Origin of the sequence: Pseudomonas sp. C6002, from assembly GCF_013385805.1 — a bacterium.
Classification (GTDB): domain Bacteria; phylum Pseudomonadota; class Gammaproteobacteria; order Pseudomonadales; family Pseudomonadaceae; genus Aquipseudomonas.
The window spans coordinates 226874-242697 of the sequence record NZ_JACAPH010000021.1 but is presented as its reverse complement, the minus strand read 5'-3'; the positions used below and the strand labels follow the sequence as shown (position 1 = coordinate 242697).

General features: G+C 62.1%; 18 protein-coding genes. 7 read left to right on the top strand and 11 right to left on the bottom strand.

The window, feature by feature from the left end:
* Nucleotides 1-3: 3 nt before the first annotated feature.
* On the bottom strand, nucleotides 4-858 hold the full coding sequence (locus HX817_RS15065) for an aldo/keto reductase family oxidoreductase (RefSeq protein WP_008433296.1): 855 nt from the start codon (nucleotides 856-858) through the stop codon (nucleotides 4-6).
* 71 nt (nucleotides 859-929) lie between these two features.
* Between HX817_RS15065 and HX817_RS15060 the strand changes: the two genes are divergently transcribed.
* Both HX817_RS15060 and HX817_RS15055 read left to right on the top strand, forming a co-directional pair.
* On the top strand, nucleotides 930-1562 hold the full coding sequence (locus HX817_RS15060) for a TetR/AcrR family transcriptional regulator (RefSeq protein WP_023659027.1): 633 nt from the start codon (nucleotides 930-932) through the stop codon (nucleotides 1560-1562).
* 92 nt (nucleotides 1563-1654) lie between these two features.
* Nucleotides 1655-2518 (top strand): DNA/RNA non-specific endonuclease, encoded by an 864-nt coding sequence (locus HX817_RS15055; protein ID WP_003207938.1) that lies wholly within the window; start codon nucleotides 1655-1657, stop codon nucleotides 2516-2518.
* 19 nt (nucleotides 2519-2537) lie between these two features.
* On the opposite strand, the gene HX817_RS15050 is transcribed toward HX817_RS15055, so the two are convergent.
* The 7 genes from HX817_RS15050 to HX817_RS15020 form a co-directional block, all read right to left on the bottom strand.
* Nucleotides 2538-2717 carry a DUF1289 domain-containing protein gene (locus tag HX817_RS15050; RefSeq protein ID WP_003207939.1) on the bottom strand — a complete coding sequence of 60 codons (180 nt, stop codon included), beginning with the start codon at nucleotides 2715-2717 and terminating at the stop codon, nucleotides 2538-2540.
* A gap of 4 nt (nucleotides 2718-2721) precedes the next feature.
* Entirely contained in the window at nucleotides 2722-3093 is a 372-nt protein-coding gene (locus HX817_RS15045; protein WP_008433303.1) for a hypothetical protein, read from the bottom strand.
* Nucleotides 3094-4360: 1267 nt separating this feature from the next.
* Nucleotides 4361-5575: an MFS transporter gene (locus HX817_RS15040; protein WP_177040503.1), complete on the bottom strand. Its 1215-nt coding sequence runs from the start codon at nucleotides 5573-5575 to the stop codon at nucleotides 4361-4363.
* Nucleotides 5576-5580: 5 nt separating this feature from the next.
* Nucleotides 5581-5910 (bottom strand): hypothetical protein, encoded by a 330-nt coding sequence (locus tag HX817_RS15035; protein ID WP_177040502.1) that lies wholly within the window; start codon nucleotides 5908-5910, stop codon nucleotides 5581-5583.
* A gap of 2 nt (nucleotides 5911-5912) precedes the next feature.
* Entirely contained in the window at nucleotides 5913-6476 is a 564-nt protein-coding gene (locus tag HX817_RS15030; protein WP_003214524.1) for an isochorismatase family protein, read from the bottom strand.
* A gap of 26 nt (nucleotides 6477-6502) precedes the next feature.
* Nucleotides 6503-6952 (bottom strand): MarR family winged helix-turn-helix transcriptional regulator, encoded by a 450-nt coding sequence (locus tag HX817_RS15025; RefSeq protein WP_003214523.1) that lies wholly within the window; start codon nucleotides 6950-6952, stop codon nucleotides 6503-6505.
* A gap of 275 nt (nucleotides 6953-7227) precedes the next feature.
* Nucleotides 7228-7620 carry a tautomerase family protein gene (locus HX817_RS15020; RefSeq protein ID WP_003214522.1) on the bottom strand — a complete coding sequence of 131 codons (393 nt, stop codon included), beginning with the start codon at nucleotides 7618-7620 and terminating at the stop codon, nucleotides 7228-7230.
* Between the two features lie 107 nt (nucleotides 7621-7727).
* On the opposite strand from HX817_RS15020, the gene HX817_RS15015 reads away from it, so the two are divergent.
* Complete coding sequence (locus HX817_RS15015; RefSeq protein WP_177040501.1) at nucleotides 7728-8591, top strand: LysR family transcriptional regulator; 864 nt, start codon at nucleotides 7728-7730, stop codon at nucleotides 8589-8591.
* 4 nt (nucleotides 8592-8595) lie between these two features.
* Here the strand turns inward: HX817_RS15015 and HX817_RS15010 are convergent, their stop codons facing one another.
* The gene (locus HX817_RS15010; protein ID WP_371317778.1) at nucleotides 8596-9549 is read right to left on the bottom strand and encodes an AraC family transcriptional regulator; all 954 of its coding nucleotides are present in this window, start codon (nucleotides 9547-9549) and stop codon (nucleotides 8596-8598) included.
* Between the two features lie 101 nt (nucleotides 9550-9650).
* Here HX817_RS15010 and HX817_RS15005 point away from each other — a divergent pair, with 101 nt between their 5' ends.
* The 3 genes from HX817_RS15005 (at nucleotide 9651) to HX817_RS14995 (ending at nucleotide 12079) form a co-directional block, all read left to right on the top strand.
* The gene (locus HX817_RS15005; protein WP_177040500.1) at nucleotides 9651-10883 is read left to right on the top strand and encodes an MFS transporter; all 1233 of its coding nucleotides are present in this window, start codon (nucleotides 9651-9653) and stop codon (nucleotides 10881-10883) included.
* Between the two features lie 294 nt (nucleotides 10884-11177).
* Nucleotides 11178-11555, top strand: a complete 378-nt coding sequence (locus HX817_RS15000) for a glyoxalase/bleomycin resistance/extradiol dioxygenase family protein (RefSeq protein WP_008438853.1) — start codon at nucleotides 11178-11180, stop codon at nucleotides 11553-11555.
* 20 nt (nucleotides 11556-11575) lie between these two features.
* Nucleotides 11576-12079: a DUF2867 domain-containing protein gene (locus HX817_RS14995; RefSeq protein ID WP_177040499.1), complete on the top strand. Its 504-nt coding sequence runs from the start codon at nucleotides 11576-11578 to the stop codon at nucleotides 12077-12079.
* A 28-nt stretch (nucleotides 12080-12107) separates the two neighbouring features.
* Here HX817_RS14995 and HX817_RS14990 read toward each other — a convergent pair whose 3' ends face one another.
* Complete coding sequence (locus HX817_RS14990; RefSeq protein ID WP_003214516.1) at nucleotides 12108-12326, bottom strand: DUF4287 domain-containing protein; 219 nt, start codon at nucleotides 12324-12326, stop codon at nucleotides 12108-12110.
* Nucleotides 12327-12411: 85 nt separating this feature from the next.
* On the bottom strand, nucleotides 12412-14085 hold the full coding sequence (locus HX817_RS14985) for a M24 family metallopeptidase (RefSeq protein WP_177040498.1): 1674 nt from the start codon (nucleotides 14083-14085) through the stop codon (nucleotides 12412-12414).
* A 77-nt stretch (nucleotides 14086-14162) separates the two neighbouring features.
* Between HX817_RS14985 and HX817_RS14980 the strand changes: the two genes are divergently transcribed.
* Nucleotides 14163-15662 carry a PLP-dependent aminotransferase family protein gene (locus tag HX817_RS14980; protein ID WP_177040497.1) on the top strand — a complete coding sequence of 500 codons (1500 nt, stop codon included), beginning with the start codon at nucleotides 14163-14165 and terminating at the stop codon, nucleotides 15660-15662.
* Nucleotides 15663-15824: the final 162 nt, after the last annotated feature.

The following is a 15824-nucleotide window of genomic DNA, read 5'->3' as shown; positions in this document are numbered from 1 at the left end:
GGGTCAGCCTGCGAGGGTGTTCAGCTCTGCGAGTACCTCATCCGAAAGATCCAGCTCGCCCACCGCGATGTTTTCCCGTAGATGGGTGACCGAGGACGTTCCCGGGATCAGCAGGATATTCGGGGAACGGCGCAGCAGCCATGCCAGGGCCAGTTGCATCGGGGTGACGCCGAGGCGCTGTGCGACGTTCGACAACACCGCTGACTGCACTGGCGAGAACCCGCCCAGCGGGAAGAATGGCACATAGGCAATGCCGTCCCGGGCCAATTCGTCGAGCATCGCGTTATCGTGTTGGTGGGCGATGTTGTACAGGTTCTGGACGCACACGAAGCGCACGATTTTTCGCGCCTCGGCGACCTGCGTCGGGGTAACGTTGCTGATGCCGATATGGCGTATCAGGCCCTGTTGTTGCAGCTCGGCAATGGCACTCAGGGGTTCCTCGATCGAGCCTTCGGCAGTGCCCATCACGCCGTGCATGGCCCGCACATTCACCACGTCCAGCACATCCAGGCCCAGGTTGCGCAGGTTGTCGTGCACGGCCTGGGTCAGCTCGGCCTTCGACGAAGCGTTGAACCAGGCGCCATCGTCGCCACGGCGGGCGCCTACCTTGGTGACGATCGTAAGATCGTCTTTATACGGGTGCAGTGCCTCACGAATAATCTGATTGGTGACATGCGGCCCGTAGAAGTCGCTGGTGTCGATATGGTTCACGCCGCAAGCGACGGCCTCGCGCAGTACGGCCAGCGCTGCATCACGGTCCTTGGGCGGGCCAAACACGCCTGGGCCGGCCAGTTGCATGGCGCCGTAGCCGATGCGGTTGACGGTGCGATCGCCGAGATTGAATGTGCTGGTGGTCATGGTCGGAGCTCTTGCTTGACGGGAGGAAGCCTATAATATGAAGGATCCTTCAGGTTTAGAATTCGCATTCCATGAGCCCTCTCAAAGCGTCGTTAAAGCCAAGAAAATCAGCGGTCCAGGCCCGGTCGGCGGCGACGGTGGAAGCGCTGCACACGGCAACCCTTCAGGTTTTGACCGCTCAGGGCCTGGTGCGCTGCACCACGACCCGCGTGGCCGAGCGGGCGGGCATGTCGGTGGGCAGTCTCTATCAGTACTATCCGAACCGCGATGCACTGCTTGCTGCGGTATTGGAGAAGCATCTGGTGCAGGTGGCCGAGACCGTCGAGCAGGCGTGCGATCAACACCAGGGCACCACGGTGGCGGAAATGGCATCGGGGTTTGTCACGGCTTTTCTCGCCGTGAAGCTGATGGACCCGACGGCGTCCAAAGCCCTGTATGCCATCGCAGGTGAGCGGGGCGGTGCGGAGCTTGTGGCGCGGATCAACAAGCGGGTGGTGGCCGCGATTGCAGCGATGTTGGCGACGGCGTCGGATGCGCGTTTTGAAGACCCATCCCTTACCGCCGCCATCTCGCTCAGCGCGGTGGTGGGACCGGTTCGGGCGTTGCTTGAAGGCAATGCATCTGCGGCCTTTGAAGCCGGCCTGGAACAGCAGGTGACCCGCATGCTGCGAGCTTATCTTCAAACCTATCAGTCACTTACGTAAACCGTGTTCAGGGTATTTTGCAGCGCTGCTTCGCACTAAAGTCACATCCATGGGTCCATAAGCCCCGCAATCGAACTTTGAAGATTTAACCCATGCACCTACGCAAAATTGCAGTTGGGCTGTCGGCCCTTGTTTTGCTCTCCACCGGGGCGCAAGCCCGTGGCCTGCTGGACCTCATCACACCGCCTCAATCCCATACCTCCCGCTCGGGCTCCATCAGTCAGGGCGCGGCCCTGGGTCTGTATTCAAGCCAACAGAAAAAGCCATCGTTCGACAGTTGCGCCGACCTGTTCCCGGCCGCACAACCGATCAACACGGCCACCGTGCCGGCCACCATGAAACCCCTGGCGCTGTGTTCCGATAATTTCGCGGTGCTGTACTCGCAAACCAGCAAGACCCCGCTGGTGGTGGTCGAACGCCTGAATGCCGGCCAGTTGAAGGATGCCAAAGGCGAAGAACGCACCAACCAGTTCTACCCCGACCCGCGTATTCCCAAAGGCGCGCGCGCCGAGTTGAGCGACTACCGTGGCCAACACCCGGCCGTGGACCGTGGCCATCAATCCCCGGCGGCGGATGCGCCGAGCACCAACGCCATGGCCCAGTCCTTTGCGCTGTCGAACATGGTCCCGCAAGACCCGACCAACAACCGCAAGATCTGGAGCAAGGTCGAGGCGGACGTGCGCAAGTTTGCCAAGCGCGCCGACGGCAATGTGTTCGTGTTCACCGGGCCGTTGTTTGACCCGGGCTACAGCACCATTGGCGACAACAAGGTCTGGGTGCCGACCCGCCTGTTCAAGCTGGTTTACGACGTGTCGTCCAAGCGCGCCTGGGCGTATGTACTGCCCAACGCTGAAACCCGTATCGAGAAGCCGATGGACTACGCGACGTTTGTGAAAACCACCGGGCTCAAGTTGCTCGGGAATTTGCCGGTGACGGGGTCAGTCGGGCGTACTTGACGGCCTGAAACCGGGTGCGTCACTTGCCCTTTTTCAACGTCTTCAAGCGCAACGTTGCGCGCTGCACAGCGGCCATCTTCTCTGGCCGCTTCATCTTTTTCCATTTGCGAATATCGTCCTTGGTGCGTCCACAACTCACGCACAGCTCACCACTGAGCTGGCAGGTTGAGACGCACGGGTTCTCGATATCTTTAGCCAAGGCTTTACCCCTTTACCGCATACAGTTTGAGCAGGCGCAGGCGCCAATTGCCGCCATGCTGCAGGTGGCATTCTTCCTCGGAGTCGAAGCGCACGTAGCGGTGCGAAGAAGGGCGATCCACCCCGGCATCCTCCAGCGCGGTGGCCGTCAGTTCGCGCATGCGCAGGTCCAGTCCGGTAGAAAGGGCCAGTTCCCGGTTCGCCCTGGTATCGAATACCCAGATGACCAGCAGGCTTTGGGCAAAGGCCTGGTAGTCGACTTCGTGGGTCAGCCAGTCGAAGCCGGTGATTTCGGCTTTCGCGATCTCACAGGCATCGGTCAGGGTCGCGACCAGGCGACGTTCGATGCGTGCGCTGTCGCGTTTGCTTGAAGACATGGGGATTCCTTGAGGAGCGAGGAGGGTGATGATACGCGAGAGGTCCACTGTAGGAGCTGTCGAGCTTTAGCGAGGCTGCGATGGCGGACTGGCAGGCGACATCTTTATTGCCTGACAGGGCCTCTTCGCAGCCTCGCTGAAGCTCGACAGCTCCCACACTGGATTCGTGTTGCCCTTCAGATATTGATCGTATGATCGTTCCCACGCTCTGCGTGGGAATGCCGCCTCGGACGCTCTGCGTCCAGCTGACGATGCAAGGTTCAAGTCCTGCGCAATGATGACGCGGAGCGTCACAGGATGTATTCCCACGCAGAGCGTGGGAACGATCAACTGTGCGAGCCTGCGAAGATCAACTGAGGGAGCTGTCGAGCTTTAGCGAGGCTGCGATGGCGGACTGGCAGGCGACATCTTTATTGCCTGACAGGACCTCTTCGCAGCCTCGCTGAAGCTCGACAGCTCTCACACTGGATTCGTGTTGCCCTTCAGATATTGATCGTTCCCACGCTCTGCGTGGGAACGCCGCCTCGGACGCTCTGCGTCCAGCTGACGATGCAAGGTTCAAGTCCTGCGCAATGGTGACGCGGAGCGTCACAGGATGTATTCCCACGCAGAGCGTGGGAACGATCAACTGTGCGAGCCTGCGAAGATCAACTGTGGGAGCTGTCGAGCTTTGGCGAGGCTGCGATGGCGGACTGGCAGGCGACATCTTTATTGCCTGACAGGGCCTCTTCGCAGCCTCGCTAAAGCTCGACAGCTCCCACACTGGATTCGTGTTGCCCTTCAGATATTGATCGTTCCCACGCTCTGCGTGGGAACGCCGTCTCGGACGCTCTGCGTCCAGCTGACGATGCAAGGTTCAAGTCCTGCGCAATGGTGACGCGGAGCGTCACAGGATGTATTCCCACGCAGAGCGTGGGAACGATCAACTGTGCGAGCCTGCGAAGATCAACTGTGGGAGCTGTCGAGCTTTAGCGAGGTTGCGATGGCGGACTGGCAGGCGACATCTTTATTGCCTGACAGGGCCTCTTCGCAGCCTCGCTGAAGCTCGACAGCTCCCACACTGGATCGTGTTGCCCTTCAGATATTGATCGTTCCCCCGCTCTGCGTGGGAATGCCGCCTCGGACGCTCTGCGTCCAGCTGACGATGCAAGGTTCAAGTCCTGCGCAATGGTGACGCGGAGCGTCACAGGATGTATTCCCACGCAGAGCGTGGGAACGATCAACTGTGCAAGCCTGCGAAGATCAACTGTGGGAGCTGTGTTGCCCATCACATATTTTTAGGCCGATCCAGCTTGCGCGTCATGGTGTACACCGCCACGCCGGCCGCCAGGATGCCCGAGGCCGCGCCGACCGCCAACGCCCAGCGCGGGCCAAGATGGTCGGCCACCCAGCCCACAATCGGTGCGCCAATCGGTGTGCCGCCCAGGGCCACGCCCACCCGCAGGGCGATTACCCGGCCGCGCATGGAGGGTTCGGTGGTGAGTTGCATCAGGCTGTTGGTGGTGTTGCTGAAGGTCAGCGCGCCCACGCCGATGATCACCAGCGCCCCGGCGAACAACCAATAGTTCGGGGCAATCGCCGCCAGCGTGCAGCCCACCCCGAACACCAGCGCGCCGATCAACAACGCCTTGAAGTGTGGCCGCTCGCGACCGGCTGCGAGCAGCGCCCCGGCAACGGTGCCGATGGCCAGGGTCGACGTCAGCAGGCCATAGCCGCGGGCATCGGCGTGGAACACGGTGACGGCCATGGTCGAGATGAAGATCGGAAAATTCATGCCGAAGGTGCCGATCAAGAACAGCATGACCAGGATCGCCATCAGGTCCGGCCGCGCCCACACATAACGCAGGCCTTCAGTCAGGCTGCCCTTGGTGCGCAGCGCCCGCAGGCTGGTGTGCAGGCCGGAAACCCGCAGCAGAAACAGCGAGGCCAGCACCGCGAAAAAACTCGCGCCATTGAGCAGGAACGCCCAGCCGGTGCCCACCGATGCGATGGTCACGCCGGCCACCGCCGGGCCAATCATGCGCGCCATGTTGAACGAGGTGGAATTGAGCGCGATGGCATTGGACAGATCCGCTTCGCCCACCAGCTCCGCCACGAATATCTGCCGCACCGGTGCATCGAAGGCCGAGGCGCAGCCGGACAAAAACGCGAACACATACACGTGCCACAGCTGCACGATGCCGGTCAGGGTAAACACCCCCAGCATCAGCGCCAGCACGCCCATCACGCCCTGGGTGACCATCAGCAGCTTGCGCTTGTCGTAGTGATCGGCGGCGAAGCCGGTCCAGGGCAGCAACAGCAATTGCGGCCCGAACTGCAACGCCATGACGATGCCGACGGCCGACGCGTTATGCGGCGTGAGCTGGGTCAGCACCAGCCAGTCCTGGGCCGTGCGTTGCATCCAGGTGCCGATATTCGACACCAGGGCGCCGGCGGCCCAAATGCGGTAGTTGACGCTGCGCAGCGAGCGGAAAATGCCCATCGAACTCACACCGGCCCTGAGGAATGACCACCGTTGAAGCGCCCGAAATGCTGCGCCAGGAAAACACTCAGGGCCAAGGCCCCGAGCCCGAGGGCGAGCACATCAGCGGTGTTTTTGAGGTCGAAGTCCCCGACCCGGCAGACCAGCACGTAGCCGATCACCAGGTTGAGAAAACCCCAGAGCACATTCAGCGTCGAGGAGGACCGCCCCTGGCCGCGCGGCTTGGCAAACGGCGTCTGGAAGGACTGGCCCATCAAGCCACTGAGGCAATGGGGCAGCGCGTTGGTGAGCAATACGCCGCCGAAGAAATAAGACACCAGCTCATGCCATTGCATCGTCACGCCCCCCTTGTTTCAAGCAAGCCGATGATCTCTTGCGCCGTGCCGGTTTCCCCCAGCTTCGGGAATACCTGGTTCAGGCTGTAGTGATGGGCCTCGGCGTTCGCGTCGGTCATGGCATCGACGGCCAGGGTCACGTTGAAGCCGGCCTCGTAGGCCTGGCGCGCGGTGGACTCCACGCCGGTTCCGGTAGCAACGCCGGTGATCACTACTTGAGTCACGCCGAGTGCTTTGAGTTGCGCCTCAAGATCAGTGCTGGCGAAGGCACCCCAGGTGCGTTTGGTCACCCCAATGTCGCCGGGTTGCTGATCGAGTTCGGGCAGCAGGTCGGCCCATCCCGGTGGAAATACATCGCTGCGCCGTGGCCGCTCGGTGCGCCCGGGGGCGAAGCCTGTGACGTTGACCAGCACCACCGGCATGCCGCGCTCGCGGAACGCGTCGAGCAGTGCACGGGAGCGTTCCACCACGGCGCCGATGGGGTGGATGAACGGGTATTCGGCGATGCCTTTTTGCAAGTCCACGATGATCAGCGCGGTGTTGGGATCCAGCAAGGTGACGGCCATGGGATGTCCTCGAACGGATAGGGGGCTCAAAAGTCGGCGAGGCGCTCCAGCAGCTTTACCGCTGCCGCGAGTTCAGCTTGTTCTTCGGCAGACAGTTGCTCCTGCAGCGCCCGCAGCAGCCAATCGTCCTTGGCTGCCCGGCTGGCGATCAGGTGCTTACGAAAGCCGGGAGTCAGCTCGATCAGGGTTTGGCGCCCATCGCTGGGGTCGGGTTTGCCCCTGATCGCTTTCATCGTTTCCAGCCCGGCCACGGTGATGCGCATGGACTGCGGCCGCACGCTCTCCGCCCGGGCCAGGGCCGAGACGGTGCTGGGCCCGTCTCGGTCCAGGCGCAGCAGCACCGACTTCTGGGCGGAAGTGAAATCGTTCGGATGGGTTTGTTCCCGCAGCCGGCGTATCAGCTTGCCCAGGGAGATGCGCAGCTCGGCAGCCAGGGCGGCGGATTGGGTTTCGGAGGTGATGGAAGGTTTGTTCATGCCCGGACGTTAGCATGCGTGCAGAAAAACTGTACAGTTTAGCTGTATGAAATTTTTGTCATAAAAGCCCGCGTCGACGGTCCTTTTGCCGGGGCGTTACCTGGTGTCGCGGCTGGGCGTGCTGTCGTTCATGGACCGGGATGGTGCAAGACCGAATGCTATGTGGGTGACCGATTGTTGGGCGTGGATGATGAACGGGTTCTGCAACTGTTCACGGACTTGATGAGCCGCGCATTGACCTGATCGACATGCATGCGCGGCTTTTTCCCGGCCTATCAAGTGTGTTGATAGCGGTACTCCTGAGTCACCCCTTCATAGCCGTAGGCACTGGCCCGGCAGTCGATGATGTGCACATTGGAGTGCGGGTGCAGGTTGCCGATCAACTCCGCCAACAGCGTGTAGGCCTCACGATGAAAACGCGCCTTTTGCGCCTTGGTGTTGGTCTCATCGGTCACGGTGACTTCCAGGCGGAATGCGTTGCGCCCGTGTTCGGCCAGCGAGCGGTTATGAATGAACCACTGGTCGTGCGGCACAAAATCGAGAATCAGCAAGGTCTGCTCCGGGCGTTTCTCGAGCACTTCACAGGTCAGTGCAGTGAGCTGCGGGACGAGCTGGCGGACCAGTTCGGGATTGCGTTCTCCGGAGATTTTCAGGGTGATGCCTGGCATGGCGAATTCCTCGTAAGGGTAGGGTGAGGTGCCAGATTAAGAAAATTATTCGGATCTGAAAAACGGGAAGATATAATGATATCTATCGGAAAAAACGCAGGTTAGACATGCGCCCCTTTGACCTTGAGCAACTGCGCTCCTTCGTCACCATCCTGGAAGCCGGCAGCCTTTCGGCGGCCGCGCCCAAGTTGTGCCGTTCCCAGTCCGCGCTCAGTGAGCAACTTCGCAAGCTGGAAACCTTCACCGGCGTGACGCTGCTGGAGCGCGGCAAAAAAGGCGTGAGCCCCACACCTGCCGGAGAGCGCCTGCTGGCACATGCGCGTGAATTGCTCGCGCTGAGTGACTGCGTGCTTGAGGATATGCGCGGCGTAACCTTGAGCGGCGAACTGCGCCTGGCCATCACCGACTATTTTTTGCCCAGCGCCATCGCGGGTATGTTGAAGGGGTTGCGCACGCGATATCCGCAGCTTCGGTTGCATGTTTCGGTGCGCAAGAGCCTCCAAATCGAAAAGGGCGCCAACAGCGGCGAATTCGACATTGGCCTGTCGATGCGCATCCTCGATGGTCGCAGCCTTCCCGAAGGCATTCCCGTACGACGAGAGGCCCTGCGGTGGGTGGCACTCAGTGGGTTCGACGCACAGCACGAACTCGTGGCGCCGCTGCCGTTGGTGGTACTTCCCCAGGATTGCAGCTTGCAGCGGTTCACCATCGACCTGTTGGATGCGCGCGGGGTGCCGTATGTCATTGCGCATTCCGCGTCCGGGGTGGCGGGCCTGCAATCGGCACTGCTGGCGGGGCTGGGCGTGGCGTGCCTGAACAGCTCGGCCGTGCCTGCCGGGGCCGAGGCATGCCGGTCGATTCAAACGCTTCCGGCGCTGCCCGATGTCGAGTTCAGCCTGTTACCGCCGCGTCCGGGCGAGGCTTCGCTGGTCAGTGCAGTGCGAGAAATGTTGATCACGCACTTTTCCTAGCGGCTCAAGATCGCCGGCTGGCCCCCGGCGGCTGCCCGGTGACGCGCTTGAATGCCCGGCTGAACGCGGCCTGGGAGTTATAGCCAAGGCGTTGCGCCACGGTTTCAATGGGCAGCCGCTCCAGCGTCAGCCACTGGCTGGCCAGGCGCATCCGCAGTTCGGTGGCGTAGCGCAACGGTGGCGTGCCGATCGTGGTTTGAAAGTGTTGGGCGAACACCGAGCGCGAGGTATGACACTGCGCCGCGAGCTCTTCCACCGTCCAGTCGCGCCCAGGCTGTTGGTGCAACGCCAGCAGGGCCTTGGCCAGGCGCGGGTCGCGTAGCGCAGCCACCAGGCCGGACGCATTCCCGCAGGCACATTCGACCCAGCCCCGAACAACCATGGCCGCCACCACGTCCGCCAGGCGCGCCAGAATGCCGGCGAAGCCGATGCGGGCGCTGCTGACTTCACGCTCCATGGCCGCCAGGATCGGCATCAGCCCCGGATAACGTTGCCCCTTGGCGTCGATCAGCATCAGGTCCGGCATCAGGCGGCCAAGGCCGTGCAAACTCCCCAGTTCAAACTCCATGCAGCCGCTGAAGAGCAGGGTGCTTTGAGCCACGCCTGCATTGGCGCGGGCATCCACGGCACACACTGCATCGCCGAGGGCTGCGGCGTTGAAGCTGTCGATGTCCTGCACCGGCACCTCCGGGCTGGAGAGCAACTGATGGGCGCCTCCATGGGAGATGAACACGGCGTTGCCCGGCGTCAGTTCGTACTGCGTGCCGTCCTCGGTACGCAGGGTGACGCCGCCGGCGGCGACAAGGTGGAAGTACGCATGCCCGGGTTTGGCCGCAAAGCCCAGGCCAAACGCCGGCCCGGCCTGGATACGGCGGTACTCGACGCCCCGCAGGCGCATGCCGCGCAACAGCTCGTTGATGAGGTCAGAGGACACGTCGAACGGTTCTGGAGGCATCATTTTCGGGGTTTAGGTAAAGGATTCAAGATTTTGCATCATAGATCATCCTGTCCTGCGTACCTAGACTGGCGGTCGCGATAACTTTTGGAGGGTGACCAGTGATGAGCAGTTGTGTGTGTGACGCCGTAACCGGTGCAGATGTAGCGCCCGCGACACCGGCCTGGATGGCGGTATTTTCGTTGGCGATGGGCGTGTTCGGATTACTCACGGCGGAGTACCTGCCGGCCAGTTTGTTGACGCCGATGGCGGCCGAACTCGGCGTCTCGGAAGCCTTGGCAGGGCAGGCGGTGACAGTCACGGCGGTGGTGGCGTTGTTCGCCGGGTTGCTGGTACCGGGCCTGACCCGCGGGATCGACCGGCGCGTGGTGCTGTTGTGCTTCAGCGCACTGATGATCTGCTCCAACCTGCTGGTGGCGGTCTCGTCGAGCCTCACGGTGTTGCTGCTGATGCGCGTCCTGCTGGGCATCGCCCTGGGTGGCTTCTGGAGCATGGCGGCGGCGGTGGCGATGCGGCTTGTACCGGCGGCACTGCTGCCGCGTGCCTTGTCGATCATCTTCAGCGGCATCGCGGTGGGCACTGTCGTGGCGGTGCCGCTGGGCAGCTTTTTGGGTGGGCTTTACGGCTGGCGCAGCGCGTTTCTCGCCGCCGCCGCAGTGGGCGGCGTGACCCTGGTGTTCCAGCTGTTCACCCTGCCGCCGCTCGCACCCCGCAGGACCGCCCGCTTGAGGACGGTGCTGGAAGTGCTGCTGCGCCCGGGCATTGCCGTGGGCATGTTGGGGTGCGTGCTGGTGCACACCGGGCACTTTGCGCTGTTCACCTATATCCGGCCATTCCTGGAAAGCACCACTGGCGTCGATGCCGAGGGGCTGGCGTTGATGTTGCTGGGGTTTGGCGTTGCGAACTTTGCCGGCACGCTGCTGGCTGGTTGGCTGCTGGTGCGTCTGCCGCGTGGAACATTGGTGCTGATGCCCGCGCTGGTGGGCGTTGCGGCGCTCGCCCTGGCGCTGTTGCCGGCAACCGTGACCGGCCAGGTGTGGTTGTTGATGCTCTGGGGCCTGGCGTTTGGCGGGGTGCCGGTGGCCTGGTCGAACTGGGTGGCGCGGGCAGTGCCTGACCAGGCTGAAAGCGCCGGGGGCATGGTGGTGGCTTCAGTGCAGTCGGCGATTGCCGCCGGGGCGGCGGCAGGCGGCGCGATGTTCAGTTTCAGTGGTATCGGCGGGGTCTTTGTCGCGGCAGGTATCTTGATGCTGTTGGCGGCACTGTTGATTGCGCTGAAGGTGAAGGTTGAAGCGCCTCCACAAGGTACAGAGGCGGGGCCGGTGTTTCATCTCTGAAACCGTGATAGAGGCAGGGGGCGAGAATAAACGCATGCGCTTCGCCCCCTTTCAGTCCGCTTGATCAATCCTGCTGGTTTGGGGCTCAGGTCCGACTCCGAGCAATCGTAGCTGAACGACCGCCTGCTGATCATTGCCCGGCAACGACCCTCGTATCTCTCTTTACTTCGGTAGCTACGCAAAATAACCTCTGCCTCGCAGGCACCGTCCTGCTCCTTCAGGTTTGGCAAGGCGCTTCACACTCACCAGCACCGCCTGGCAGGTGTCATGGTGCTTGCACGTTGAGGTTCTGCGATGAGCGCAGTCGTTGATCATGGCGTCCGTTTCGGACGAATTGCAGTAACGCTTCCCGTAAAGGACATGGGCAGGGCCCATGATTTTTACACCAGGGTCCTGGGGTTTACGAAAGCCTTCGAAAATGGAAACCCGATCGGCTTCATGATTCTGCAGCGCGACCAGGGCGAGCTGCATTTGACCTTGCAACCCAACCATCCAGCTGCCGCGTTCACGATTGCCCACCTGATGGTGGACGATGTCGACAGGCTGCACGCCGCTTGCGTGCAGCATGGGGCGAGGATCATCAAGCGCCTCAAGGATCAGGATTACGGGTTGCGGGCGTTTGTGTTCGAAGACCCGGACGGGAATCGTATTGATGTAGGTCAGCCGCTCTAACCGAGCAATCAGGGAAGATAATGTTGACGACTACCGATGTTGTTCACACGCTGCGTGCACCGTCAGAGCTTGATTACTACGACACCCGTTCAGCCCCGCTGCCTACTGAAATCACCGCGCTGGATGCCTGGAACATCATGACCGGCGAACCGGGGCCGTTGATGCAGGTGGCTTTCCGAATCAGGGATGCCATTTCCTCGTTGTTTGGTGTGAAGCGCATCGGTGGGTTCTCCGGCACCTTGCGCGAGGCTTTGCAGGTCGGCGACCGGCTGGACTTCTTCCTGGTGGAACGCAGCGCGCCCGACATGCTGGTGCTGACCGAGCGTGACCGGCACCTGGATGTGATGATCTGCCTTTCAATCGCTGACCGTGTACTCACGATCACCTCGTCGGTTGTCACCCATAACACCTATGGGCGCCTCTACATGCTGCCAGTGGGGCCAGCGCACAAACTCATTGTGAATGCTCACCTACGACGACTTGAACGAACGCTGCAAGAGACAGCCGCAACGCCCGGCGGGTAGGCACGTTCACCGCCCGCCGGGAGGTGGATCAATTGCCTTTTTCAGCCGCCAAGAAGTACGCAACCAACGCATTGGCGTGACCATGGCCCATGCCGTGTTCAGTCTTGAGCAAGGCCACAAGCTCCATATGCTTCCTGGAACTGGCGGCCTTGAGCAGATCCAGCCAGTGGCTAATGGGTTGCCCATAGTTTTTTTCGATGGAGGGGAAGTACGACGCTGGCCCTTTTGTTTTTGTGTCGTCGGTCATGATGCAAACTCCCTTTTTGCTGAGGTGATAATGCCCGGATAACGTTACCGCTCTGGACTCACCGGGTCCACCGTACGGCCCGTCCCTACACGCCCCCGTTGGCCTCGCCAATCAGAATATCCTCGAAGAACGCCCCGACCGGTTGTGTGGGATGGCAGATCTGTATCTCCAGCACCCAGACCATCTCGCTCGGTACGATCTCGACTTCAGCCAGCTTGTCCTGCCCGAACAGGGCATGGGGGAAGTCGGCGATGCGGTGTCCGGCCAGGTTGCGCTCAAGGCGCCAGCCCTTGGAGAGGGCGCTACCCTCAGCGAAGTCGTACAGCTCGCGCCCGGTCAGCCCGCGGTGCCAGGCATCGCGGGTCTCGTCGAACACTTCATGCAGGGCCTTCGTGCAAGCGTCATGCAACGGGTGCTCGCCGAAGACGAAGGTGTCGCCATAATCGCCTTCATAGCCATCCCACACCGGGCCAAGGTCCACCACGGCGATATCGGTGGGCCGCAGCTTGCGCAGCAGGTCGATGCCTTGGCGGGGTGTGCGGACGGTGTCTTCGCCAAAGCGAATATAGGTGGGATGCCAGGTGTGAGACGCGCCCATGGCCTGCAATGTCTCGCTGGCCATTGCGAGGGCTTGCGCCGTGGTCATGCCGACTTTCAATTGATCGGCGATGGCGGCCAGGGCCCTGACCGTTTGCTCGCGGGCGGCGAGCATGCCGTCCAGCGAGTAGCGCGGGCCGACTTTTTCCAGCACCGGGTGCCGCGTGTTGAGCGACTCCGCTGGCGTCAATGCACCGCTGGGGACGAAGGCTTCGGCGACAAAACGATGCGCCTGCGCACCCGCCGCCAGGCAGGCTTCGCGGGCCTGGTTGATCATCGTGCTATTGCCGCAGGCGTAGATTTGGCTCTCGGCCCAGTCATGGGGCTGTGTCAACGCGACCTGCTGTACGCGGGCGTCTGCCGACAAAACCCGATGCCAGAGAAAGCGTGGATGGGCCTGGCTGGCCCGTTCGAGAAACTCGACGTCGTAGAAGTCCGCCGGTGCCGAGTTACCCCAATACAGGGTGACCTCGGCCTGGCGGGCCAGGGCCGTCAGCAACAAGGGCTTGATACCGGCATAACCGGTCCCGGTAGCGAACAGCACAACAGGGCGCTGATCGTCGTGTTGCCAGGTGCAGGCGCCCACGGGGCCTTCGAGTTTCACCGCATCGCCCACTTGCAGGGTCGGCAGGATGCGTTCGGAAAACAGGCCGCCGCTGACCTGGCGAATATGAAACACCAACCGGCCTTGGTCCTGCGCGGGCAGATTGGCCACGGAGAAACAGCGGCTGTCGCCATCGTCGAGGCGAAACCTGAGGTACTGGCCGGCCCGGACTTCGAGTGGCTGGGCAGTCAGCAACACCAGCTCGACGATGTCGGCGCTCAACGCGCGTTTGCTGATCACCTGTGCGCTGGCTTCCAGCGCGGGCGTGTCCAGTGACCAGCCGGGGATTTCCAGGCGCATGTCGCTGCAGGCATGGCTCTGGCACAGCAACATCTCGTCAGCCGCGAGCGGATAGGAGGCGGCAGGGGTGTCGGGTGTGCGCAGCTTTTCCCGGTGCTGGCCCGACACCACCTTGACCTTGCACGACCCGCAGGCGCCGCGCCGGCAGGAAAAGGGTACGGCGAGACCGCTGGCCAGCATGGCGTCGAGCAGCAATTGATCGGCAGCTTCGAAGGATTTGCCCGAGGGCAACAATTCAACGACATGGCGGTTGTGCATAAACACCTCGGGGCAATTGAGGCTCGATTGTTGCGGTAGACTAGGACCAGGAGAACCTCCAGTTTTGGATAATTCATATGGTCCAGCTTCGGAAATGGCGCCCGTTGCTCAAACTCGATGGGGAGCAGCCGCAGGCGTCCTACAGAAAGATCGTCGAGGGCCTGGTGAGCGCGATTGTCGAGGGCCGCCTGCGCCCCGGAGCGCTGTTGCCCGGCACGCGGGAGATGGCGCAACTGCTGGACGTCAACCGCAAGACGGTGATCCTTGCCTACGAGGAGGCGGTGACCAAGGGCTGGCTGGTCAGCCTTCAACGTCGCGGCACCTTCGTCAGTTCGCAGCTGGCGACAGGCGCGGTGCCGGCCACCCGCGCCCCGAAGTCGTTTGCCCCGGCATTGCGGGAGGTGCCTGCGGCGGCCTATTTCACCCCGGGCGAACAGGTGACAGCCCTGCAACACCGGCCCGGCGCGCTGTTTTTCGACAATGGCGCCTGTGACCATCGCTTGCTGCCGCAAGCCGTGCTGCACCGCTATTACCGCAATGCCTTGCGCAACAGCTTTACCACCAACACCGTGCGCCATGGCAGCGAAGGCAGCGGCCAGTACCTGCGCAATGCCCTGGCCGAAATGTTACGCCACAATCGCGGCCTGACGGTCGGCGCGCCGCAGATCTGCCTGACCCAAGGCGTGCAGATGTCGCTGTACCTGACCGCCAGCGCGCTGCTCAAACCCGGTGATGTGGTGGTGGTCGAACGCCTGAGTTACCCACCGGCCTGGGAGATTTTCCGCCAGTTGGGTGCGCAACTGGTCACCGTGGACCTCGACGACGAAGGTTGCCGGGTCGACCAGCTCGCCGAGCTGTGCCGCCTGCATAACGTACGGATGATGTACGTCACCCCCCATCACCAGTTTCCTACCACCGTCAGCCTGCGTGCCGGACGTCGCCAGCAGCTCCTGGAACTGGCCCGGCTGCATGACTTCTGCATCATCGAGGAAGACTACGACCACGAGTATCACTTTGCCGGACGGCCCTATTTGCCCCTGGCCAGTGACAGCGCCCAGCGTCATGTGATCTACATCGGCTCGCTGTCCAAGTCCCTGGGCAGCACCTTCCGTTGCAGCTATATCGTTGCCCCGTCGAACCTCATCGAAGTGCTTGAGCGTACGGCGGCGGTGAGCCTGGGCCAGGGCGATGCCGTGATGCAGCGGATGCTCGCGGACTTGATCAACGATGGCGAATTGAAGAAGCACCTGCGGCGGGTTTCCAGGGAATACCGCCGGCGTCGGGAGACCCTGCTCAGTTGTTTGCTGGAAGCTTTTGGCGAGCAGATCTCTGTGCAGGAACCCGAAGGCGGGCTGGCGTTGTGGGTAAGGTTCGCCGACTCAATCGACGTCGACCGACTGGCCGAAAAAGCGCTGGAGCTGGACCTGGTGGTGCGCAGCGGTCGCCTGTTTTCACCGTTTGATCATCCCGAAAATGCCTTGCGCCTGGGCTTCGCCTCGCTCAATTCGGAGGAAATCCGCGTCGCTACGCAGCGCTTGGCTCAGGCGGCGCGGGCGATTGGGGTAGTGGCTAAATAATTACGCCGGCCGACGCCCACACTGTTCAGTCCGGCAGTGGAGATCTAACAAGCAAAGAAAAAACAATGTGGGAGCGGGCTTGCTCGCGAATGCGGTGAGCCAGTCAGCTCATTTTTCACTGACAGGCCGCATTCGCGAGCAAGCCCGCTCCCACAGTTGATC

What these genes read in the sequence shown, in the direction of transcription:
- HX817_RS15065 (WP_008433296.1), bottom strand. Translation starts at nt 858, where the DNA reads ATGACCACCAGCACATTCAATCTCGGCGATCGCACCGTCAACCGCATC.
- HX817_RS15060 (WP_023659027.1), top strand. Translation starts at nt 930, where the DNA reads ATGAGCCCTCTCAAAGCGTCGTTAAAGCCAAGAAAATCAGCGGTCCAG.
- HX817_RS15055 (WP_003207938.1), top strand. Translation starts at nt 1,655, where the DNA reads ATGCACCTACGCAAAATTGCAGTTGGGCTGTCGGCCCTTGTTTTGCTC.
- HX817_RS15045 (WP_008433303.1), bottom strand. Translation starts at nt 3,093, where the DNA reads ATGTCTTCAAGCAAACGCGACAGCGCACGCATCGAACGTCGCCTGGTC.
- HX817_RS15040 (WP_177040503.1), bottom strand. Translation starts at nt 5,575, where the DNA reads ATGGGCATTTTCCGCTCGCTGCGCAGCGTCAACTACCGCATTTGGGCC.
- HX817_RS15035 (WP_177040502.1), bottom strand. Translation starts at nt 5,910, where the DNA reads ATGCAATGGCATGAGCTGGTGTCTTATTTCTTCGGCGGCGTATTGCTC.
- HX817_RS15030 (WP_003214524.1), bottom strand. Translation starts at nt 6,476, where the DNA reads ATGGCCGTCACCTTGCTGGATCCCAACACCGCGCTGATCATCGTGGAC.
- HX817_RS15025 (WP_003214523.1), bottom strand. Translation starts at nt 6,952, where the DNA reads ATGAACAAACCTTCCATCACCTCCGAAACCCAATCCGCCGCCCTGGCT.
- HX817_RS15020 (WP_003214522.1), bottom strand. Translation starts at nt 7,620, where the DNA reads ATGCCAGGCATCACCCTGAAAATCTCCGGAGAACGCAATCCCGAACTG.
- HX817_RS15015 (WP_177040501.1), top strand. Translation starts at nt 7,728, where the DNA reads ATGCGCCCCTTTGACCTTGAGCAACTGCGCTCCTTCGTCACCATCCTG.
- HX817_RS15010 (WP_371317778.1), bottom strand. Translation starts at nt 9,549, where the DNA reads ATGATGCCTCCAGAACCGTTCGACGTGTCCTCTGACCTCATCAACGAG.
- HX817_RS15005 (WP_177040500.1), top strand. Translation starts at nt 9,651, where the DNA reads ATGAGCAGTTGTGTGTGTGACGCCGTAACCGGTGCAGATGTAGCGCCC.
- HX817_RS15000 (WP_008438853.1), top strand. Translation starts at nt 11,178, where the DNA reads ATGAGCGCAGTCGTTGATCATGGCGTCCGTTTCGGACGAATTGCAGTA.
- HX817_RS14995 (WP_177040499.1), top strand. Translation starts at nt 11,576, where the DNA reads ATGTTGACGACTACCGATGTTGTTCACACGCTGCGTGCACCGTCAGAG.
- HX817_RS14990 (WP_003214516.1), bottom strand. Translation starts at nt 12,326, where the DNA reads ATGACCGACGACACAAAAACAAAAGGGCCAGCGTCGTACTTCCCCTCC.
- HX817_RS14985 (WP_177040498.1), bottom strand. Translation starts at nt 14,085, where the DNA reads ATGCACAACCGCCATGTCGTTGAATTGTTGCCCTCGGGCAAATCCTTC.
- HX817_RS14980 (WP_177040497.1), top strand. Translation starts at nt 14,163, where the DNA reads ATGGTCCAGCTTCGGAAATGGCGCCCGTTGCTCAAACTCGATGGGGAG.